The 18,242-nt window shown below is 71.7% G+C and carries 18 protein-coding genes; 4 read left to right on the top strand and 14 right to left on the bottom strand.

Translation table 11 applies throughout. The annotated features are described in order from the left end of the window. Positions 1 to 368 precede the first annotated feature (368 nt). From ACFC09_RS31715 to ACFC09_RS31700, 4 genes are all read right to left on the bottom strand, one after another. Positions 369 to 629: a hypothetical protein gene (locus tag ACFC09_RS31715; RefSeq protein ID WP_376533887.1), complete on the bottom strand. Its 261-nt coding sequence runs from the start codon at positions 627 to 629 to the stop codon at positions 369 to 371. Further along, a complete protein-coding gene (locus ACFC09_RS31710; RefSeq protein ID WP_376533829.1) occupies positions 629 to 904 on the bottom strand; it encodes a hypothetical protein in 276 nt (91 codons plus the stop codon). The genes ACFC09_RS31715 and ACFC09_RS31710 overlap by 1 nt, the downstream gene beginning before the upstream one ends. Further along, on the bottom strand, positions 901 to 1,386 hold the full coding sequence (locus ACFC09_RS31705) for a recombinase family protein (protein WP_376533827.1): 486 nt from the start codon (positions 1,384 to 1,386) through the stop codon (positions 901 to 903). Before ACFC09_RS31705 ends, ACFC09_RS31710 begins: the two co-directional genes overlap by 4 nt. Positions 1,387 to 1,556: 170 nt before the next feature. Next, entirely contained in the window at positions 1,557 to 2,768 is a 1,212-nt protein-coding gene (locus ACFC09_RS31700; RefSeq protein WP_376533879.1) for a helix-turn-helix domain-containing protein, read from the bottom strand. Positions 2,769 to 3,068: 300 nt separating this feature from the next. Between ACFC09_RS31700 and ACFC09_RS31695 the strand changes: the two genes are divergently transcribed. Further along, positions 3,069 to 3,434 carry a hypothetical protein gene (locus ACFC09_RS31695; RefSeq protein WP_376533825.1) on the top strand — a complete coding sequence of 122 codons (366 nt, stop codon included), beginning with the start codon at positions 3,069 to 3,071 and terminating at the stop codon, positions 3,432 to 3,434. A 147-nt stretch (positions 3,435 to 3,581) separates the two neighbouring features. On the opposite strand, the gene ACFC09_RS31690 is transcribed toward ACFC09_RS31695, so the two are convergent. Then, on the bottom strand, positions 3,582 to 4,457 hold the full coding sequence (locus tag ACFC09_RS31690; RefSeq protein ID WP_376533823.1) for an alpha/beta fold hydrolase: 876 nt from the start codon (positions 4,455 to 4,457) through the stop codon (positions 3,582 to 3,584). 116 nt (positions 4,458 to 4,573) lie between these two features. Further along, positions 4,574 to 5,092 (bottom strand): cupin domain-containing protein, encoded by a 519-nt coding sequence (locus ACFC09_RS31685; RefSeq protein WP_376533821.1) that lies wholly within the window; start codon positions 5,090 to 5,092, stop codon positions 4,574 to 4,576. A gap of 171 nt (positions 5,093 to 5,263) precedes the next feature. On the opposite strand from ACFC09_RS31685, the gene ACFC09_RS31680 reads away from it, so the two are divergent. Continuing rightward, the gene (locus ACFC09_RS31680; protein ID WP_376533819.1) at positions 5,264 to 5,857 is read left to right on the top strand and encodes a TetR/AcrR family transcriptional regulator; all 594 of its coding nucleotides are present in this window, start codon (positions 5,264 to 5,266) and stop codon (positions 5,855 to 5,857) included. Between the two features lie 217 nt (positions 5,858 to 6,074). Here ACFC09_RS31680 and ACFC09_RS31675 read toward each other — a convergent pair whose 3' ends face one another. Continuing rightward, on the bottom strand, positions 6,075 to 6,935 hold the full coding sequence (locus ACFC09_RS31675; protein ID WP_376533817.1) for an LLM class F420-dependent oxidoreductase: 861 nt from the start codon (positions 6,933 to 6,935) through the stop codon (positions 6,075 to 6,077). Positions 6,936 to 7,253: 318 nt separating this feature from the next. Here ACFC09_RS31675 and ACFC09_RS31670 point away from each other — a divergent pair, with 318 nt between their 5' ends. Continuing rightward, on the top strand, positions 7,254 to 8,771 hold the full coding sequence (locus tag ACFC09_RS31670) for a CehA/McbA family metallohydrolase (RefSeq protein ID WP_376533815.1): 1,518 nt from the start codon (positions 7,254 to 7,256) through the stop codon (positions 8,769 to 8,771). Positions 8,772 to 8,844: 73 nt separating this feature from the next. On the opposite strand, the gene ACFC09_RS31665 is transcribed toward ACFC09_RS31670, so the two are convergent. Beyond that, a complete protein-coding gene (locus tag ACFC09_RS31665; RefSeq protein WP_376533813.1) occupies positions 8,845 to 9,384 on the bottom strand; it encodes a GNAT family N-acetyltransferase in 540 nt (179 codons plus the stop codon). 170 nt (positions 9,385 to 9,554) lie between these two features. Between ACFC09_RS31665 and ACFC09_RS31660 the strand changes: the two genes are divergently transcribed. Continuing rightward, positions 9,555 to 9,950 carry a nitroreductase/quinone reductase family protein gene (locus ACFC09_RS31660; RefSeq protein WP_376533811.1) on the top strand — a complete coding sequence of 132 codons (396 nt, stop codon included), beginning with the start codon at positions 9,555 to 9,557 and terminating at the stop codon, positions 9,948 to 9,950. A 137-nt stretch (positions 9,951 to 10,087) separates the two neighbouring features. Here the strand turns inward: ACFC09_RS31660 and ACFC09_RS31655 are convergent, their stop codons facing one another. From ACFC09_RS31655 to ACFC09_RS31630, 6 genes are all read right to left on the bottom strand, one after another. Next, positions 10,088 to 11,572, bottom strand: a complete 1,485-nt coding sequence (locus tag ACFC09_RS31655) for an aldehyde dehydrogenase family protein (protein ID WP_376533809.1) — start codon at positions 11,570 to 11,572, stop codon at positions 10,088 to 10,090. 172 nt (positions 11,573 to 11,744) lie between these two features. Next, the gene (locus ACFC09_RS31650; protein WP_376533807.1) at positions 11,745 to 13,475 is read right to left on the bottom strand and encodes an amidohydrolase family protein; all 1,731 of its coding nucleotides are present in this window, start codon (positions 13,473 to 13,475) and stop codon (positions 11,745 to 11,747) included. Between the two features lie 405 nt (positions 13,476 to 13,880). Continuing rightward, positions 13,881 to 14,999: an LLM class flavin-dependent oxidoreductase gene (locus ACFC09_RS31645; RefSeq protein WP_376533805.1), complete on the bottom strand. Its 1,119-nt coding sequence runs from the start codon at positions 14,997 to 14,999 to the stop codon at positions 13,881 to 13,883. A gap of 152 nt (positions 15,000 to 15,151) precedes the next feature. After that, positions 15,152 to 15,922, bottom strand: a complete 771-nt coding sequence (locus tag ACFC09_RS31640; RefSeq protein WP_376533803.1) for an SDR family NAD(P)-dependent oxidoreductase — start codon at positions 15,920 to 15,922, stop codon at positions 15,152 to 15,154. Positions 15,923 to 15,939: 17 nt separating this feature from the next. Next, the gene (locus ACFC09_RS31635) at positions 15,940 to 16,869 is read right to left on the bottom strand and encodes an LLM class F420-dependent oxidoreductase (RefSeq protein WP_376533800.1); all 930 of its coding nucleotides are present in this window, start codon (positions 16,867 to 16,869) and stop codon (positions 15,940 to 15,942) included. Further along, positions 16,866 to 18,104: an amidohydrolase family protein gene (locus tag ACFC09_RS31630; protein ID WP_376533798.1), complete on the bottom strand. Its 1,239-nt coding sequence runs from the start codon at positions 18,102 to 18,104 to the stop codon at positions 16,866 to 16,868. Before ACFC09_RS31630 ends, ACFC09_RS31635 begins: the two co-directional genes overlap by 4 nt. Between the last annotated feature and the right edge of the window lie 138 nt (positions 18,105 to 18,242).

Raw genomic sequence — 18,242 nt, 5'->3', positions numbered from 1 at the left:
GCATTCGGCTTGGTCGCCTTGATCTTGCTGAGAACGCGCTCAGAGGCGCGCTTGACTCAGAGGCTCTGGCCAAGGGGCAATCGTTCCGCCGTCGAGGCGCGGTCCGCGGTTCGTCGCCACGTGCTGGACGGCCCAGATGTACAGGCACTTCGAGAACCCGAAGCCGGGCTACGTCGCCGACTGGCAGGATCTGCCGGGCTGGCAGAAGGAGACCGACTCGGACATCTTCGAGGCCGTCGAGGACGCCACCGGGTAGAAGCGTTCCGACGGCGGCCGTCCACCTGATGACCGGCCGGATGGATCGACGGCCCGTCCACGATGGCCGGGCCGGACCCGGGCACCTCGGCCCACAGGGTGACGGTGGCGTGCTACGCGGGGCGGTTGTCGCAGCCGTCCCGGCCACGCACCTGGACGCGCACCATGTGGTCGAGCTCCGCGATGCACGGGCCGCAGGCGTACACGTCGCCCGCGGCGCCCGGCGTGGTCACCGAGCCGACCCACAGCACGGCCACGCCCGCGCGACGGCAGTACAGCCAGCACGTCCCCGCCACCCAGGCATTGCCGTCACCGGGCCGCGCTGCCGACGGCCACGCGTCCCGCCACGGGCGCTCCACGGCCGGGACGAACATCACGGCTCACCGCCGACCGGCCGTACGCACCCGGCCAGTTCCGGCGGGGGCCGCAGCACCGCGTAGTCACCGAAGTCCCGCCAGCAGCGCCGGTGCCCGGTCTCCTGCGTGTGCCTGCGCTGCCACTCCTCGACCGGCTCCGGGCCGCTGTGCGTACCGGACTCCGCGCCGCACTCGGCATCGTCGCCGGACACGCAGCGCGCCTCGTACTCGGGCTCCGCCGTCGGGTCCTGCTCGATGGTGAACGGCACGTACCGGAACACCCGCCGGGTCACCGCGCCGCCCCCCGCTCCCTGCGCGTCACGTCCTTGACGTGCAGAAAGCCACCGGCCTTCTCGATTTCGCGCGCCACCTCGTCGTACTCCTGCGGAACGGACGAGATCATCGAGCGCCACGCCGTGAGCACCGCCCCGGCCTCGCCACTCCTGACGCACTCGACGGCCTGCCCCAGCCCGGCACGCCCGTACGGCGGGAGCAGCCCCGCGCGTTCCTCGATCACGTCCGTGATCTCCCACCCGAACGCCTCGGCGTACTCCGTGCACTCCTCCCGAGGCGCCGCGAAGTCCGTGCTGGGAGCGCCGCACAGGTAGATCACGCAGCGGAACCGCTCGATCCTCGCGGCCTCGGCCGGCACGTCGGCCTCGCCCGGGAAGACTCCCGCCGCCGCGTCGGCGAGTGCCTGACGCCTCCTCAGGTCACGTTCGGTTCGACGGACTCCGGTCCGTCCCTGCCTCTGTCCGCCCTCAGTGCTGACCATGCATCAATCGTGCCCGTGCGATCACACACAGTGAAGTGACGATGAGTGACATCGGTCGAGGTCGCGCGACACGCGCTCGTACGTTCCGTACGACTCACACCGTTCCGTACGACACACACCGTTCCGTACGACACACACCGTTCCGTACGACACACACCGTTCCGCACGACTCACGCGATCAACGGCATGCCGATCACTTCGCCGATCCTGCGGACGCGCGCCGTCGAGACCTTCGCGAGACGCTTCCCGATGACACCGGGCAACGCCTGATGCCTGACCCACTCCGGGGCGTCGAGGCCCACCTCGATCAGCGTGTCCCCCGCCTGATCGTGGAGTCCGGCCGCGCACTGGGCGAGGGCGACGTCGAGTTTGTAGCGGTTGCGGGCCACCTTCGACATGGACTTGGGGAGCTTCTTCATGTCGGGGTGGCTCGCGAGCTTGAGTGCGCGCCCGTAGTTCTTGAGCGCGACGTGAATTCCAACGGCTTCGGTCTTTGCCGCCGTTGGGCCGAAGCTGGTCCCGTACAGCTTCTCGTCCCGGCCGAGCCTCGCCGCCGCCGCGTGTGCCTGGGAAATGTAGTCGTCGGCCGCGTTCTCGTCCTCACGCCTCGACGCCGCCACGGCAGCGGAGATCATCAGGCGTCCGTACGCAAGCAGCTGCGGTCGCGACCCGTTGCTGAACGACGGTTCGATCGCCGTCGCCGCTCGCTCGGCCACGGCCACGGCACGGGGCAGTTTGGCTCCGCGGAGGTAGATCCACGACAGCGTGGACTCCAGCAGCGCGGTCAGCACAGGGTCGTCGACTTCCTTCGCCAGTTGCTTCGCGGAGGTGAGCGCGCTCAACGCAAGGTCACGTTGCCCGAATCCGTTGGAGCACGAGGCGGCCACCCGATACGTGCTCGCCAGAACCGATCCCAAACGCAGCCGCTCGCTGCCGGTGGCACCTGCGTACCTGACCTGTCCTTCCATGAGGACCTTCGAGGCGTAACTGCTCACCGTCGCCGTGTCGCTCGCCCAGTAGGCGTCCCACGCGCGGTTGCGGGCCTCGCTCAGTTCGTCGACGGTACTCGGGTCTTCGACGCCTTCCCACTCGCCGAGGGCGCTCTCGTGCACGGCATCGGACAGCCGGCGCAGCGCGGCACGGTCACCCTGGTCCATGCCCCGCCTCGGCGCCTGCTGACCCAGGATCACGGACACGTCCGTATTCAACGCATGGGCGAGTTTGAGCAGCGAACCGACGGACAGTTCACCCCGGCCCTGCTCGGCCTTCTGCACCAACGCGAGGGACAGCCCCGCAACATCGGCAAGACCCTGCTGTGTCAGATCAGAACCCCGCAGGTGCTTGATGCGCTCACCGTTCGTCAGGTCTGCCCAGTTGCTCACGGTCACCTACCCCAGTGCGAATGCTCAGGCTGCAGTACTTCGATGGTAGGTCCCGGCGGGCGGGACTCCGGAGGGAACGGAACAGACGCAGGGCCCTGGCGGACTCCGGCCAGCCTTCAGGGTGAACCTTCCTGCCTCACGTCGACGACAACGCACCCGAAGCCCCCTGCACCTTCATGTCGCCGCCCTAAACTCCAAGCCCCGTACGCGGAAATCGGTGACCGCTGGCCGGGACAGCCGTGTGGCTGAACTGGGCGCCGAGATCGACGCCCTGTGCACGACGTGACGAGAGGCGTTGGCATGTCGGTGACCGATGGGGCCCGGGTTTTCCGGGAGGCATGGATCGCGGGAGTGCGAAAGTACTTCCCCGGGGAACCGAAGCCGAGCTACGTGACCCCGTGGGACGACACTCCTCCCTGGGAGCGGGAAGCCGCGGCTGCCGTGTACGAGCAGGTTCGTCAGTTCCTCGACCTGAGCGGGCGCCATGCCGCGCGGCTGACGCGCGAGCAGAAAGGGCGCTTCGTCGCCACGTGCTGGACGGCCCAGATGTACAGGCACTTCGAGAACCCGAAGCCGGGCTACGTCGCCGACTGGCAGGATCTGCCGGACTGGCAGAAGGAGACCGACTCGGACATCTTCGCGGCCGTCGAGGACGCCACGAGCTGATCGGCCGGCCCGGCCCGCACCAGGTGCGCCGACGAGAGCGAGGCAGTCGCGGGCTTCGCCTCGTTGCACCGCGGGACCCTGACTCCGCTGCTCGACGGCGGGAGCGCTGGTTCTTGTTCGACGAGTGGGGGCGGGCGCTCCGGTGGTTCAGGAGGAGTGAGCAGTGACGGAGGCCTCGCCGAAGAAGCCGATCAGTTCCCGGCTCAGCTCCTCCGGGCGTTCCTCCGCCAAATAGTGGCCGGCTCCGGGGAATTTAACGAACCGGATGTCCCTGGCCCGGTGCTCGTTCGACGCGCGGGAGATGTCCAGGAACTCTCCGCCCGGTACCAGGACCGGCATGGTCAGCTCGGGAAAACGGGTCGCTTCCTGGATGTCCTGTGAGAGCGTCCGGTACCAGCCGGCGACCGCCCGGATCGCCTCGGGCGAGTCGTACGCCCGCGCGTACACGGCGCGGCTCTCCGCGTCGATGGCCGCCGGATCACCGGCGATCTTCTCGGCGTACCAGTCGATCAGGATGCGGTACCGGCCCGCGAGCAGGCGCTCGGGGAGGCCGTCGAGCTGGTTGAACCCGAAGTGCCATGCGTTGGTCTCCGCCGACGCGGGCAGCACCGGCAGGGCGGCCAGTACCGGGTCGGGTGCTCCCGGGTCCCACATCGCCAGCTTCGCCGTGCTCTGCGGATGGGTGGCGGCGAAGAAATACGCGATCCAGGAACCGACGTCCTCGCCCGCGATGTTGACCCGGTCGTAGCCGAGGTGCCGGACGAGTGCGTAGATGTCCTGGGCCATGTTGGCCTTGCCGTAACCCGACTCGGGTTTCTCCGAGTCGCCCATGCCCCGGTACTCGCAGACGATGACGCGGAAGTGCTCCGAGAGGGCGGGCATCATCTTCCGGTACTGCCACCAGGTGCGGGGCCACCCCGGGAGCAGCACCAGCGGGTCACCCGAACCGCCCGTCACATAGTGCAGCCGCACCCCGTTGACGTGCGCGTAGGCGTGTTCGAAACCGTCGAGCCCGGTCGACACGTTCGCTTCCTTTCTTCACGGCTGGAACCGGCGGCGCCGTGCGGTCGCGGCGCCGTACGGTCGCGGCGCCGTACGGTCGCGGCGCCGCGCGGGCAGGCGAGCAGGCGGGACGTCCCTCAGGACCCGGCAGGATCCGGCAGTTGCTCGGTGGCGTAGCGCACCATCAGCTCCGCCATGGGCGACGGCCGGAGTTCCTGGACGGAGGGGGCCACCCCGGGCGCGGCGGGCGTCGAGGAGGCGACCAGGAGTTCCTCTATGCCGCCGGGGGTGAAGAAGAAGATCATCCGCGCCGCGTGATACCCGCGGTTGATGAAGCGGTGCCTGGTGCCACGGGGCACGAAGAAGAACCCGCCCGCGCCCGCCGTGACCGGCTCGTCGCCGTTGAGGAACTCCAGCTCGCCGGAGAGCAGGTAGAAGGCTTCGTCATGGTCGTTGTGCACGTGCGGGTCCGGTCCGCCGCCCGGCGGGACGGTCGCTTCCAGCAGGGCGAGGGACCCGTTGGTCTCCTCGGCTCCGACCTTGAGGGTGTAGGTGTCCCCGGCGGCCCAGATGTTCCTGCCTCCTCCGGCGGGGACGTAGACGGCGTTCCTCTTCGTGTGGCGCGGGTCGGACGCATGCGGGTCCACCAAGCTCACGGCGCTTCCTCCTCGACGGACGACGAGTTTTGTAGCGATCGCTAGTAAACTATGGGTCGGGTGATGGCCCGTCAAGAGCGCGGGCGGGTGGATCCCCGGAAGGCGCACCGCAGTTGGGCTCGCACCCCCGTGTTACGGTCTGGGAATCCGCTGGAAAGGTAGTGAACCGCCATGCCAGGTGGCCGTCCGCGCAGCTACGACCCGGACAAGGCGCTGGACGCGGCCATGCTGGTCTTCTGGGCCCGGGGCTACGAGGGCACCTCCATGTCCGACCTCACGGCCTCCATGGGAATGAGCGCCCCCAGCGTCTACGGAGCCTTCGGCGACAAGGAAACGCTGTTCAAACGAGTCGTGGAGCACTACCTCGCCGGGCCCGGCGGATATCTGGAGGCAGCCCTGGAAGCGCCGACGGCCCCGGCGGTCGTACGCACCCTCCTGGACGCCGCCATCGACACGGTCGCCGGTGACCGCACCCCGCACGGCTGCCTCACCGTCCACGGCGCCCTCGCGGTGGGCCCTCGCTCGGAACCAGCCCAGCAACTGCTGGCCCGTATCGGCAGGAACAAGATCCGACTGCTCACCGACCGACTACAGGGGTTCCGCGACACGGGCGGCCTTCCCCCGCACTGCGACCCGGCCGCGCTGGCGCAACTCCTGATCACGGTCATCCAGGGGCTGGCCGTCCAGGCGGCCTCGGGAGCACCGCGGGAAGCGCTGCACCGCATCGCCGACCAGATGATGGCCCTGTTTCCCCACGAGGGCTGATCGGCCGACGGCGACCCGCGCCGTTCCGATGACCACGCCGTTCCGATGACCGCGCCGTTCCGATGACCGCGCCGTTCCGATGACCGCGCCGTTCCGATGACCGCGCCGTTCCGATGACCGGGCTCCCGATGACCGCGCCGTTCCGATGACCGGGCTGTCCCGGTGACCGGGCCGTCCCGGGCGGGCCGGTCCGAGAGCCCCGCGCCCGCACCCCGGCTCAGCGCCGAGGGGCCTCCACCAGCGCACCGTACCCGTCGAGCACCCGCAGCACCTCCGCCTCCCCCGCCGGCGGCAACTGCACCACCGTCTCCTCGATGCCGAGTTCCGCGTAGTGGGCGAGCTTGCCGGGGGTGGGCAGGACGGCGGACGGCACCACCTGGAGGGCGGCCGGGTCGCGTCCTGCGTCCGCCCACACCGCGCGCAGCACGGGCAGCGACTCGGCGAGGCCGCGCCCGCCGATCGGCAGCCAGCCGTCGGCGTACTCGGCGATGTGCGCGAACAGCTTGGGTCCCGCGGCCCCGCCGACCAGGGTGCGCGGGCCGGTCACCGGGCCGCGTGGCTTCTGCGCCGGTTTGGGGTGGGCGTGGCTGGCCCGGACGCCGGCGAACTCCCCCTCGTAGGCGGTGGGTTCGTCGGCCCACAGCGCCTGCATGAGCCGTACCCGGTCGCGGGCCAGTTCCCTGCGGGTGCGCCACTGCACGCCGTGGTCGGCGGCCTCCTCCACGTTCCAGCCGAAGCCGACGCCCAGGGTGAACCGGCCGCCGGAGAGGTGGTCCAGGGTCGCGATCTGCTTCGCGAGGCCGATCGGGTCGTGCTGCGCGACGAGCGTGATGCCGGTGCCGAGGCCCAGCCGGTCGGTCACCGCGGCGGCCTGCCCGAGCGCGACGAAGGGGTCGAGGGTGCGGCCGTACTCACGGGGCAGGTCGCCGCCCATCGGGTACGGGGTCGTGCGCTCGGTGGGGATGTGGGTGTGCTCGGGCAGATACAGCCCGGCGAAGCCGCGCTCCTCCAGTTCCCGGGCGAGGCGGACGGGCGCGATGGTCTCGTCCGTGAGGAAGATCGTGACGGCGATACGCATCCCCCATCTGTACCCGGACTGCCGTCAACTGTCCATACCGACCGGTCGGCATTCCGTCGCCCCCGTACCGGCACCGTCCACCTCGGAATGGCAGGGGCCCGACAACGATCGCTTCCCTTCCCTTGTCCCGTGGTTCACGACCGTGTACGAGAGTGACGCACACCCCCCATGTGCACGGTCCGATGTGGGTCCGATGTGCACGCCCCATGTGCACGGTCCGATGTGCACCCCCCATGTGCACGGTCCCACCCCCATGTGCACGACCCCGCACCACCACCCACGGCAGCCACCCGCGACACGAGCACGAGGGAGAGCAGCATGTGCGATGAGGACCACGGCGGCGGACACGGTCTGGGCCGGCGCGCCCTGTTCGTGACGGGAGCCGCGGCGGCGCTTACGTTGGGGAGCGTGAGTTTCGCCGCAGCGGACGGACAGCAGGAAGAGATCAGGACCGTGCGCGGCACCCTGCCGCCCGGCGCCCCCGACTTCGTCTACGTACCCGTCGAGGTGCCCTCGGGGGTGCGGGAGCTGAAGGTCTCCTACACCTACGAGAGACCGTCGGTGCCGGCCGGTGTCCAGGGCAACGCGCTCGACATCGGCCTGTTCGACCAGCGCGGCACCGACCTGGGGGGCGAGGGCTTCCGGGGTTGGTCGGGCGGCGCCCGCACGGAGTTCTTCGTCCGGGCGGACGACGCGACCCCGGGCTATCTCCCGGGCCCGGTCGGCAAGGGCACCTGGTACGTCGTCCTCGGCCCCTACACGGTGGCGCCGCAGGGCCTGGCCTACGAACTCACCGTCACGCTGACCTACGGCCCGCAGGGGCAGGCCGTGCGGCCGGTGTATCCGCCCGAGCGGGCCAAGGGGCGCGGCCGGGCCTGGTACCGGGGCGACTGCCATCTGCACTCCTGGTACTCCGACGGCCGCCGCACGCCCGCCGAGATCGCGGCGCTGGCCCGGTCCGCGGGCCTGGACTTCATCAACTCCTCGGACCACAACACGCACTCGGCGCACGCGCACTGGGCGGACGCGGCGGGCGACGACCTCCTGATCATGCTGGGCGAGGAGATCACCACGCGCAACGGCCACGTGGTGGCCCTCGGCACGGACCCGGGCACCTTCGTCGACTGGCGCTACCGGGCCAGGGAGAACCGGTTCGGCCGGTTCGCCCGGCAGATCCGCAAGTCCGGCGGCCTGGTCGTGCCGGCCCATCCGCACGCCACCTGCGTCGGCTGCGGCTGGAAGTTCGGCTTCGGCGAGGCGGACGCGGTGGAGGTGTGGAACGGCCCCTACACCCCCGACGACGAGGTCACGCTCGCCGAGTGGGACAACCAGTTGGTGGCGTCGGTGCGGGAGAACCGGCCGTGGCTGCCGGCGATGGGCAACAGCGACGCGCACCGCGACCCGGACCCGGTCGGCTCGCCCCAGACGGTCGTCCTCGCCGACGACCTGACCCGCGAGGCCATCCAGGAGGGCATCCGCGCGGGCCGCTCCTACGTCGCCGAGTCCAAGGCCGTCACGATGACGTTCACCGCCACCGGCGGACGGGCCCGGCAGGCGGGCATCGGCGAGCGGCTTGAGGTGGACCCGGACACGCCGGTGACGGTCCGTCTGGAGGTCTCCGGCGCACCGCGCTGCACGGTCCGCCTCGTCACCGACGAGGGTGTCCTGCTGACCAGCGACCCGCTGCCGGTGAGCGGTTCGGGGGTCGTGGAGTGGCGGACGACACCGTCGTACGCGGCGTACGTACGGGCCGAGTTGCGGCACGAGACGGCGGCGGGCCCGGTGCCCGGTGCGCTCGCGGGCTTCACGAACCCGATCTTCCTCGGCCGCCGCTGAGGTCATGGACCGGATGGCCCCGGGCCGCCGAGGTCACACGGGCCCGAGGGTCCCGGGCCGGCCGCCGCCGAGGTCACGGGTCCGACGGTCCCGGGCCGCCGCCGAGGTCGCGGGTCCAGCGCACCTCGCCGTCCTGCCGCTCGTCGGTCGGTTCCAGACCGGCGGCGGCAGCGACGGCGGCGGACGCGTGGTGCCCGGGGTGCACATGCGCGACGATCCTGCGCACCGGCCGCCCGGCGAGCCGGTCGACGAGTGCGCGGGCCGCCTCGGTGGCGATGCCCCGCCCCTGCCACGGCGTGCCCACCACCCAGGCGACCTCGGCGACCGCTCCCCCGTCGGCCGCAGCGGCGATCGTCGCCTGGACGGTGCCGGTGAGCCGGTCCTCGTCGCACAGCAGGACCACCCAGTTCAGCCAGGTGACGGCGGGGTCGGGGGAGCCGGCCGCCAGCCGCCGGTAGCGTGCGCGCAGCTCCGGCGGGGTGAGCGGGGTGCCGCCGGTGAAGGTGTGCAGGGCGGGGTCGGACAGCACCTCGGCCATCTCCCGCGCGTGTTCGACGAGCAGGGGACGCAACTCCAGCCGACGGGTGCGGATGGTCTCGGCCTCGACTCTCATGGGCGTACCTTCGCATGAGCGGTCGACGGCGCACCGTCCCCCGGCGCTCGCGGGCGTACCGTCCCTCCCACCACACCGATTCCGCAATCCCGCCGCCCTATCCGCCCTATCCGCCCTATCCGTCCCGCCGTCCCGCCGTCCCGCCGTCCCGCCGTCGTCAGGAGACCCCGATGTCCAGCCGTCCCGAGCTGAAGCACCGCATCGTCACCCGCTTCCAGCGTCATCTGGCCAATCCGCTCACCCGGCGACTTCCGTTGCAGACGGTGCTGGAGACGACGGGCCGCACCTCGGGCCTGCCCCGGCGGACGCCGGTGGGCGGGCGGCGCGTCGGCGACGCCTTCTGGCTGGTGTCGGAGTTCGGCCTGAAGTCCCAGTACGTGCGCAACATCCAGGCCGATCCCCGGGTCCGGGTCCGGATCAGGGGCCGCTGGCACACCGGCACCGCGTACCTCCTCCCGGACGACGACGCCCTGGCCCGGCTGCGCCGGCTGCCCCTGCTGAACAGCACCGCGGTCCGGGCCTTCGGCACCGATCTGCTCACCGTCCGGGTGGACCTGACGGCGTGAGCGGGCCGTACGCGAAGGGCCGTACGCGAAGGGCCGTACGCGAAGGGCCGTACGCGAAGGGCCGTACGCGAAGGGCCGTACGCGAAGGGCCGTACGCGAAGGGCCGTACGTGGGGCGGCCGGGCGTGCGCCGGTGGTTCACCCCGGCCAGACCAGCGCCTGGACCTCGCTGTAGGCGTGCAGGGCGTAGGAACCGACGTCCCGGCCCACTCCGCTCCGCTTGAAGCCCCCGAACGGCGCCTCCATGTTGCGGCCGACGGTGTTGATGCCGACCCCGCCGGCCCGCAGCCGCCGCGCCACCCGGAAGGCACGGGCCACATCGCCGGACCAGACGTAGTCGAGCAGGCCGTAGTCACTGTCGTTGGCCAGCCGGACGCCCTCCTCCTCGTCGTCGAAGGGGATCACGGACACCACCGGGCCGAAGATCTCCTCGCGGGCCGACCGCATGTCGTTCGTGCAGTCGGCCAGCAGGGTCGGCGCCACGTAGAAACCGTGCTCCAGCGGCGGCCGTTCGCCGCCCGCCACCACCGTCGCGCCCTCCTTGCGGGCCAGTTCGACATACGCCTCGACCCGGTCCCGGTGCGCGGCCGAGATCACCGGTCCCACCACCGTGTCCGGCGCCGCGGGGTCGCCCACCTTCAGCCGTGCCGCGTACGCCGCGAGCCCGGCGACCAGCCGGTCGTACACCCCGCGCTGCGCCAGTACCCGGGTCGGCGCGGTGCAGATCTGCCCGCTGTAGAAGGAGAACGTGGTGCCGATCCCGGCGACCGCCAAGGCGAGGTCCGCGTCGTCGAAGACGAGCGCCGCGCCCTTGCCGCCCAGCTCCATCAGCTGGCGTTTCATCGTGCGTCCGCACACCTCGGCGATGCGCTGCCCGACCGCGGTGGACCCGGTGAAGCTGACCATGTCGACGTCGGGCGACTCCACGACCGCCTCGCCGACGCCCACCGCGCGCCCCGAGACGACGTTCACCACTCCCGGCGGGGCGCCCGCCTCCTGGAGCGCGCGGGCCATCCGGTACACCGACAGCGGGTCCTGCGGGGCCGGTTTCACGACCACCGTGTTGCCCATCGCAAGCGCCGGGGCGACCTTTCCGGCCGGGTTCGCCCACGGGTTGTTGTAGGAGGTGATGCAGGCGACGACCCCGACCGGCTGCCGTACCGCGAGGGCGCCCAGCACGGCGGCGGGACCCATCGGGCCCGCCTCGTTGATCTGCGGTTCGATCGCCCACTCGGCCGGTTCGACGCGTGCGTAGCGGCGGAACCGGGCCGTCGCCACCGCGACCTGCATGCCGCGCGCCGTCCCGGTCGTGGCGCCGGTCTCCGCGCGGGCCAGGTCGGCGTACGGGACCAGCCGGCCGCGGATGAGGTCGGCGGCCCGCGCGAGCACGGCGGCCCGTTCCCGCGGCGGCGTCCGCGACCAGGGGCCGGCCGCCTCGCGGGCCGCCGCGCAGGCCGCCCGCGCCTGGTCCGCCGACGCCTCCGGGGCGAGGCCCACGGTCCGTTCCGTCGCCGGGTCGGTCACCGGGTAGTGGCCGGCGGCCGGTTCGGCCCACTCGCCGCCGACGAACAGCGGCTGCCGCTCGTCCGGGCCGCTCGTGCCGTGCCCACCGTCGCGGCTCACGACGTACTCACCGTCCCCTGCCCACCATCGCGGCCCACCGCGTACCCACCGTCCCGCTCCACGCCGTACTCACCGTCCCGGCTCACCGCGTACTCACCGTCCCGCCCCACGACACACCCGTCCCGACCCACCACGTGCGCACCGTCCCACCCCACGACGCACCCGTCCCGGCTCACCGCGTGCTCACCGTCTCGGTGTCGCGGCCCGAGCGCAGCACCCGGCCGGGCACCGCCCCGCTCACCGCGTCGTCGCGGATCGCCTCGACGCCGTTGACCCACACCGCGCGGATCCCGATCGCCCGGGAGTCCAGCCGCGGGCTGTCACCCGGCAGGTCGTGCACCAGGGTGGCCTGGCCCGCGTCGATCCGCTCCGGGTCGAACAGGACCAGGTCCGCGTGCCAGCCCTCGCGGATCCGGCCGCGCTCGCGCAGCCCGAACAGCCGCGCCGGGTCGTCCGTCAGCATCTTCACCGCCGTCTCCAGGCCGACCAGCCCGCGACCGCGCAGGCAGTCGCCGAGGAAGCGGGTGGTGTACGGGGCCCCGCACATGCGGTCCAGGTGGGCGCCCGCGTCGGAGCCGCCGAGCAGTACGTCCTCGTGCTGCCAGGTCTGTGCCCTGAGCGTCCAGGAGGCCGGGTCGTTGTCGGTGGGCATCGGCCACAGGACCGTCCGCAGGTCGTCGGCCGCGCAGATCTCCACCAGGCACTCGAAGGGTTCCTGGTCCCGTTCCCGGGCCAGGTCCTGGACCACCCGGCCGGTCAGCCCGCGGTTGTGTTCGCTGTAGGTGTCGCCGATGACGTACCGCCCGAAGTCCGTCAGCCGCCGGAAGACGCCCGCTTCCTTGGACCGGGCGCGGCGCAGCAGTTCCGCCCGCACCCCGGGGTCACGCAGCTTCGCGATCCGTTCGGGCACCGGCAGGCCGAGGATCCCGCCCCAGCCGGGGATCAGGTTCAGGGCGCAGAAGGTGCCCAGGGACATGTTCATCGGCGTGAGGATCGGCATGGTCAGCGCGACCACCCGGCCGCCCGCCTTCCGGGCCCGTTCGCTCGCGCTCAGCTGCCGCGGCACCCGTTCCGGGACGGCCGCGTCGATGGTCAGGACGTTCCAGTTCAGGGGCCGCCCGGCGGTCGCGCTCAGCTCCACGAACAGATCGATCTCGGCATCGCTGAACTGGTCGAGGCAGCCGGCCACGATCGCCTCGATCTGGGTGCCCTCGTGCTCCCCCACCGCCCGTGCCAGCGCGAGCAGTTCGGCGGGCCGGGCGTGCCGGGACGCCACCGGCCGGCCGTCGCCGTCGGAGTGCGAGGAGGACTGGGTGGTGGAGAAGCCCCAGGCGCCGGCGTCCATGGCCTCGTGGCACAGCCGGACCATCGCGGCCAGTTGGTCGTCGGTGGGCTGTCCGCCGACGGCGTCCGGGCCCATGACGTGGCGCCGCAGTGCGCAGTGGCCGACCATGAACCCGGCGTTGACCGCGATGCGGCCCTCCAGGGCGTCCAGGTACTCCCCGAAGGAGTGCCAGCTCCAGGGCGCGCCCTCCTCCAGCGCCACCAGGGACATGCCCTCCACCCGGGACATCATCCGCCGGGTGTAGTCGGCGTCCTTAGGGCGTCCGGGGTTCAGCGGCGCCAGGGTGAACCCGCAGTTGCCGGCGGCCACGGTGGTCACCCCGTGGTTCAGGGAGGGGGTCGCGTACGGGTCCCAGAAGAGTTGGGCGTCGTAGTGGGTGTGGGGGTCGACGAAGCCGGGGGTGAGGACCAGGCCGGTGGCGTCCTCGGTGCTGCGGGACTCCTCGGTGACGGTGCCGACGGCGGCGATCCGGCCGTCCCGTATGCCGACGTCGGCGGTGAATCCGGGCGCACCGGTCCCGTCCACGACGGTCGCGCCCTTGATGACGTGATCAAGCATGGGACCCTGCCTCCTTGATCTCCCGTGCGGCGGACACGCCCCCGTGGGGGCGCGGGGAACTGCGCGAGCAGCCACGACCCGCCCACAGCCCGGCGACGACACTCACCCGGCACCCCGAACCCGCACATCCATAGGGGCGCGGCGAACTGCGCGAGCAGCCACGACCCGCCCACAGCCCGGCGCCGACGCTCACCCGGCACCCCGATCCCGCGCATCCGACGTACCGGTCACCGCCCGGACCCCGGCGCACCGGCCCGCCCGAGCGGCGCGGAGAACTCCGGCCCGAGCAGCGCGGAGAACTACCGCCCGAGTGACGCGGAGAACTACCGCCCGACCGGCGCGGAGAACTCCGCGGGGAGAGGAACAGCGCGGGCACCCGCACCACCCCGCCGCCCGCGGCAGCGATCACGCCGCCGCCCGGAACCGCGACGTCCGGTGCACCGGGTCCGTGTCGATCTTCGGGATCACGTGCTCCCCGATCAGCCGGATCGTCTGGAGCGTCTCCTCCTTCGGCACCCCCACCGGCAGCCCGAAGCTGATCTGGTCCGCCCCCGCCTGCTCCCAGCGCTTGCACTGGCGCAGCACCTCGTCGGGGTCGCCGCAGATGAGCAGTTCCTCCTCGATGAGGACCTCGACGAGCTCGGCGGTGTACTCCGGCAGCGTCTGTGGCCACTCCGGGAAGCCCTCGGGCCGCGGGAAGGTGTCGTGGTAGCGGAAGACCAGTGAGGGCAGGTAGTGCAGCCCGCCGTGCACGGCGATCTCGATCGCCTCCGCGTGCGTGGGCGCGCAGATGGCGGTGGTCGTCACCATCACGTTGTCGTTCACGAAGTCCCCGACGGGTTCCGCGTTCACGATCGCCGTCTTGTACTGGTCCAGCACCCACTCCATGTCGGAGACCTTCTGGACGCTGAACCCGAGGACGCCGAGGCCCTTCTTCGCGGCCATGGCGTACGAGGGCGGGGAGCCGGCCGCGTACCACATCGCCGGGTGCGACTTCCCGTACGGCTTGGGGAGCACCTTCCTGGGCGGCAGCGACCAGTGTTTGCCCTGGAAGCCCTGGTACTCGTCCTGGAGCCACATCTTCGGGAACTCGGCGATGGTCTCCTCCCAGATCTCCTTCGTGTAGTTCATGTCGGTGATGCCGGGGATGAAGCCGAGGATCTCGTGGCTGCCGGCGCCCCGGCCGCTGCCGAACTCGAAGCGGTTGCCGGTGAGGTGGTCGAGCATGGCGACCTTCTCGGCCACCTTGACCGGATGGTTGACCTGGGCGAGCGGGTTGAAGATGCCCGAGCCGAGGTGGATGCGTTCGGTGGCGTGGGCCAGGTAGCCGAGGTAGACGTCGTTGGCGGACAGGTGCGAGTACTCCTCCAGGAAGTGGTGCTCGGACGCCCAGGCGTACTTGAAGCCGGACTTGTCCGCCTGGATGACGTACTCGGTCTCCTCCATCAGCGCCTTGTGCTCGGCGAGCGGGTCGGTCTCGGCGCGTTTGCCCACGTATCCCTGTACAAAGAGCCCGAATTCCAAGGAGGTTCACCGTCCCCTGTCGTCGTCCCTGTCATCCATTTCTGACGACCATTTCTGACGCGCCGTCAGATACGGCTTGCCGCCGACTGTGGCACCGGCGGCCCGGACCGTCAAGAGCTGACGGTCAGTCAGCCACGGCCGCAGGCGGGTGCTCAGATGACCGAGACCCCCGCCAGCCAGCCGCCGTCGACCACGAACGGCTGCCCGGTGACGTACGAGGAGTCCGCGGAGGTCAGGAACAGCGCCAGCCGCGCCACCTCCTCCGGGCGTCCGATCCGCCCCAGCGGCACGAGCTTGCGGTACAGCTCGTCCAGCGCCCGGCTCATCTGCTCCGCGTCGGCCGTCGGATCCAACTGCGCCGGGTTGGACATCGCCGTGTCGATCGCCCCGGGGCACACCGCGTTGACCCGGATCCCCCGGTGCGCCAGCTCCAGCGCCGCCACCCGGGTGAGCCCGAGGATGGCGTGCTTGGTGGCGGTGTACGTGCCCACCCCCGCCATCCCGGTCAGCGCCGCGTAGGACGCGGTGTTCACGATCGTGCCCCCGTCGTCCAGCACGGGCGCGACCGTCTTGATCCCGAGGAAGCAGCCGACCTGGTTGACCCGCAGGACCTGGAGGAACTCCTCAAGCGGCGTGTCCACCAGGGCGTTGAAGCGCAGGATGCCGGCGTTGTTGACCAGCCCGTCGAGGTGCCCGTACGCCTCCTTGGCCGCGGCCACCGCCGCCCGCCAGCCGTCCTCCTCGGCCACGTCCAGGTGGACGTACAGCGCGCCCAGTTCCTCGGCCACCGCCCGCCCCTGGTCGTCGAGGACGTCGGCGACGACGACCTGGGCGCCCTCCGCCCGGAAGAGACGGGCCTCCTGCTCGCCCTGCCCGCGTGCCGCGCCCGTGACGATGACGACACGCCCGTCCAGCTTGCCCATGCCTGCTCCTCCTGCTGTTAGAGGTGGGGGGCCACGTCCGCGCCGAACGCGGCCATCTGGTCGGTCAGTTCGGTACGGCTGCGGCAGCGGAACCGCACCTGGATCTGGTCCACGCCGATCGCCCGGTAGGCCCGCAGCGACTCGGCGAGGGCGTCCGGGGAGCCGCTGAGGGTACGGCGGCCGACCTTCCAGGCGGGCCGGCCGACGTACAGCGGTTCGGTGATGGCGCCGACGGTCAGCGGCGCCTCGATGCCCGCCTCGGCGCGCATCCGCCTGAGGCCGGCGATCAGGCCGGGCAGCCGGTCGCGCGGATCGCCCTGCGGCAGCCAGCCGTCGCCCTTGAGGGCGGCCCGGCGCACGGCGGGCGGCGAGGACCCGCCGACCCACAGGGGCACCCGTTCCTGGGCGGGCCGGGGCCGCTGCCCGAGCCCCTCGAAGTCGTAGAACTTCCCGTGGTGCACGGGGAACTCCTCGGGCCCGAGGGCGGCCCGCAGGGCGTCCACGCACTCGTCGAGCACGGCGCCCCGGCGCCGGAAGTCCGCGCCCAGCACCGCGAACTCCTCCGCCACGTGCCCGGCGCCGACGCCGAGGACCAGCCGTCCGCCGGAGAGGTGGTCGAGGGTCGCGTACTGCTTCGCGGTCAGCAGCGGGTGGCGCAGCCCCACGATCGCGACATGGCTGAGCAGCCGGGTGCGGGTGGTGACGGCGGCGAGGTGGGCGAGCGTGGCCACCGGGTCGTACCAGACCGTGCTCATCGCCGGGGCGAGTCGGCGCGGGATGGCGACGTGGTCGCAGGAGGCGATGTAGTCGAAGCCGGCCCGGTCCGCGGTGCGGGCGATCTCGACTAGGTCGGCGGGCCCGGCCCCGGCCTCCCAGCTCTCCGCGTAGAGGGTGCTCTGCGACTGCACGGGCAGTTGGATGCCGTAGGCGAGGCGTGCGGCGCTCACCGGGAACCCGCCCAGCGGCCGTCCGCCGTGAGCCCCAGCAGTTCGATGGCGTTGCCCCGTACGATCCGTTCGACGACGTCGGCCGACAGGTGCCCCATCTGGGCCTCGCCGACCTCGCGGGACTTCGGCCAGGTGGAGTCGGAGTGCGGGTAGTCGGTCTCGTACAGGACGTTGCCGACGCCGATCGAGTCGAGGTTGCGCAGCCCGAAGGCGTCGTCGAAGAAGCAGCCGTGGACGTGCTCGGCGAACAGCTCGGACGGCGGCCGGTGCACCTTGTCCGCCACCCCGCCCCAGCCGCGGTTCTCCTCCCACACCACGTCGGCGCGTTCCAGGATGTACGGGATCCAGCCGATCTGCCCCTCCGCGTACATCACCTTCAGGTTCGGGAAGCGCTCGAACTTGCCGCTCATCAGCCAGTCGACCATCGAGAAGCAGCAGTTGGCGAAGGTGATCGTGGAGCCGACGGCGGGCGGGGCGTCGGCGGAGGTGGACGGCATCCGGCTGCTGGAACCGATGTGCATCGCCACCACGGTGCCGGTCTCGTCGCAGGCGGCGAAGAACGGGTCCCAGTCCTCGGTGTGCACCGAGGGCAGGCCCAGGTGCGGGGGTATCTCGGAGAAGGCGACGGCCCGCACCCCGCGGGCCGCGTTGCGCCGCACCTCGTCGGCGGCGAGCCGGGCGTCCCACAGCGGGACGATGACGAGCGGGATCAACCGGCCGCGGGCGTCGGGCCCGCACCACTCCTCCACCATCCAGTCGTTGTAGGCGCGCACGCACAGCAGCGCGAGGTCCCGGTCGGCGGCCTCGGTGAAGGTCTGCCCGCAGAAGCGGGGGAAGGTGGGGAAGCAGAGCGCGGACTGGACGTGGTTGACGTCCATGTCGTCGAGCCGCTGCGGCACGTCGAACGAGCCCGCGCGCATCTGCTGGTACGTGATCACCTCCAGCTTGATGTCGTCCCTGCTGTAGCCGACGGCGGTGTCCAGGCGGGTCAGCGGCCGGTGCAGGTCCTCGTACACCCACCAGTCGCCGACCGGGCCCTCGTCGCCCGGGACGCCCATGACGGGCTTGAACCGGCCGCCGAGGAACGACATCTCCTTCAGCGGCGCGCGCACGATCCGCGGACCGGTGTCCAGGTACTTCCTGGGGAGCCGGTCCTGCCAGACACGGGCCGGCTCCACGGTGTGGTCGTCGACGGAGATGATCTCCGGGAAGGGGGCTGCGGCTTGGGTCTCCATGGGGTCACGGTAGCGCCGATCTGACGGTCCGTCAGCTATCGGGAGGGGACTACGGGGACTTCCGGCGGGCCGCCCTGAGGGGCCGCCCCGGCGGGGGCCACCCCGGCGGGGGGCCACCCCGGCGGAGCGGCGTGGCCG

The organism is Streptomyces sp. NPDC056161, assembly GCF_042268025.1.
GTDB lineage: Bacteria > Actinomycetota > Actinomycetes > Streptomycetales > Streptomycetaceae > Streptomyces.
Note: the sequence above shows the minus strand (reverse complement) of the source record. Positions and strands in the feature narration are given on the sequence as shown.

Excerpts from the sequence above, each read along its gene's own strand:
- ACFC09_RS31715 (WP_376533887.1), bottom strand. The coding sequence starts at position 629 with ATGTTCGTCCCGGCCGTGGAGCGCCCGTGGCGGGACGCGTGGCCGTCG.
- ACFC09_RS31705 (WP_376533827.1), bottom strand. The coding sequence starts at position 1,386 with ATGGTCAGCACTGAGGGCGGACAGAGGCAGGGACGGACCGGAGTCCGT.
- ACFC09_RS31695 (WP_376533825.1), top strand. The coding sequence starts at position 3,069 with ATGTCGGTGACCGATGGGGCCCGGGTTTTCCGGGAGGCATGGATCGCG.
- ACFC09_RS31680 (WP_376533819.1), top strand. The coding sequence starts at position 5,264 with ATGCCAGGTGGCCGTCCGCGCAGCTACGACCCGGACAAGGCGCTGGAC.
- ACFC09_RS31675 (WP_376533817.1), bottom strand. The coding sequence starts at position 6,935 with ATGCGTATCGCCGTCACGATCTTCCTCACGGACGAGACCATCGCGCCC.
- ACFC09_RS31670 (WP_376533815.1), top strand. The coding sequence starts at position 7,254 with ATGTGCGATGAGGACCACGGCGGCGGACACGGTCTGGGCCGGCGCGCC.
- ACFC09_RS31665 (WP_376533813.1), bottom strand. The coding sequence starts at position 9,384 with ATGAGAGTCGAGGCCGAGACCATCCGCACCCGTCGGCTGGAGTTGCGT.
- ACFC09_RS31660 (WP_376533811.1), top strand. The coding sequence starts at position 9,555 with ATGTCCAGCCGTCCCGAGCTGAAGCACCGCATCGTCACCCGCTTCCAG.
- ACFC09_RS31650 (WP_376533807.1), bottom strand. The coding sequence starts at position 13,475 with ATGCTTGATCACGTCATCAAGGGCGCGACCGTCGTGGACGGGACCGGT.
- ACFC09_RS31640 (WP_376533803.1), bottom strand. The coding sequence starts at position 15,922 with ATGGGCAAGCTGGACGGGCGTGTCGTCATCGTCACGGGCGCGGCACGC.
- ACFC09_RS31630 (WP_376533798.1), bottom strand. The coding sequence starts at position 18,104 with ATGGAGACCCAAGCCGCAGCCCCCTTCCCGGAGATCATCTCCGTCGAC.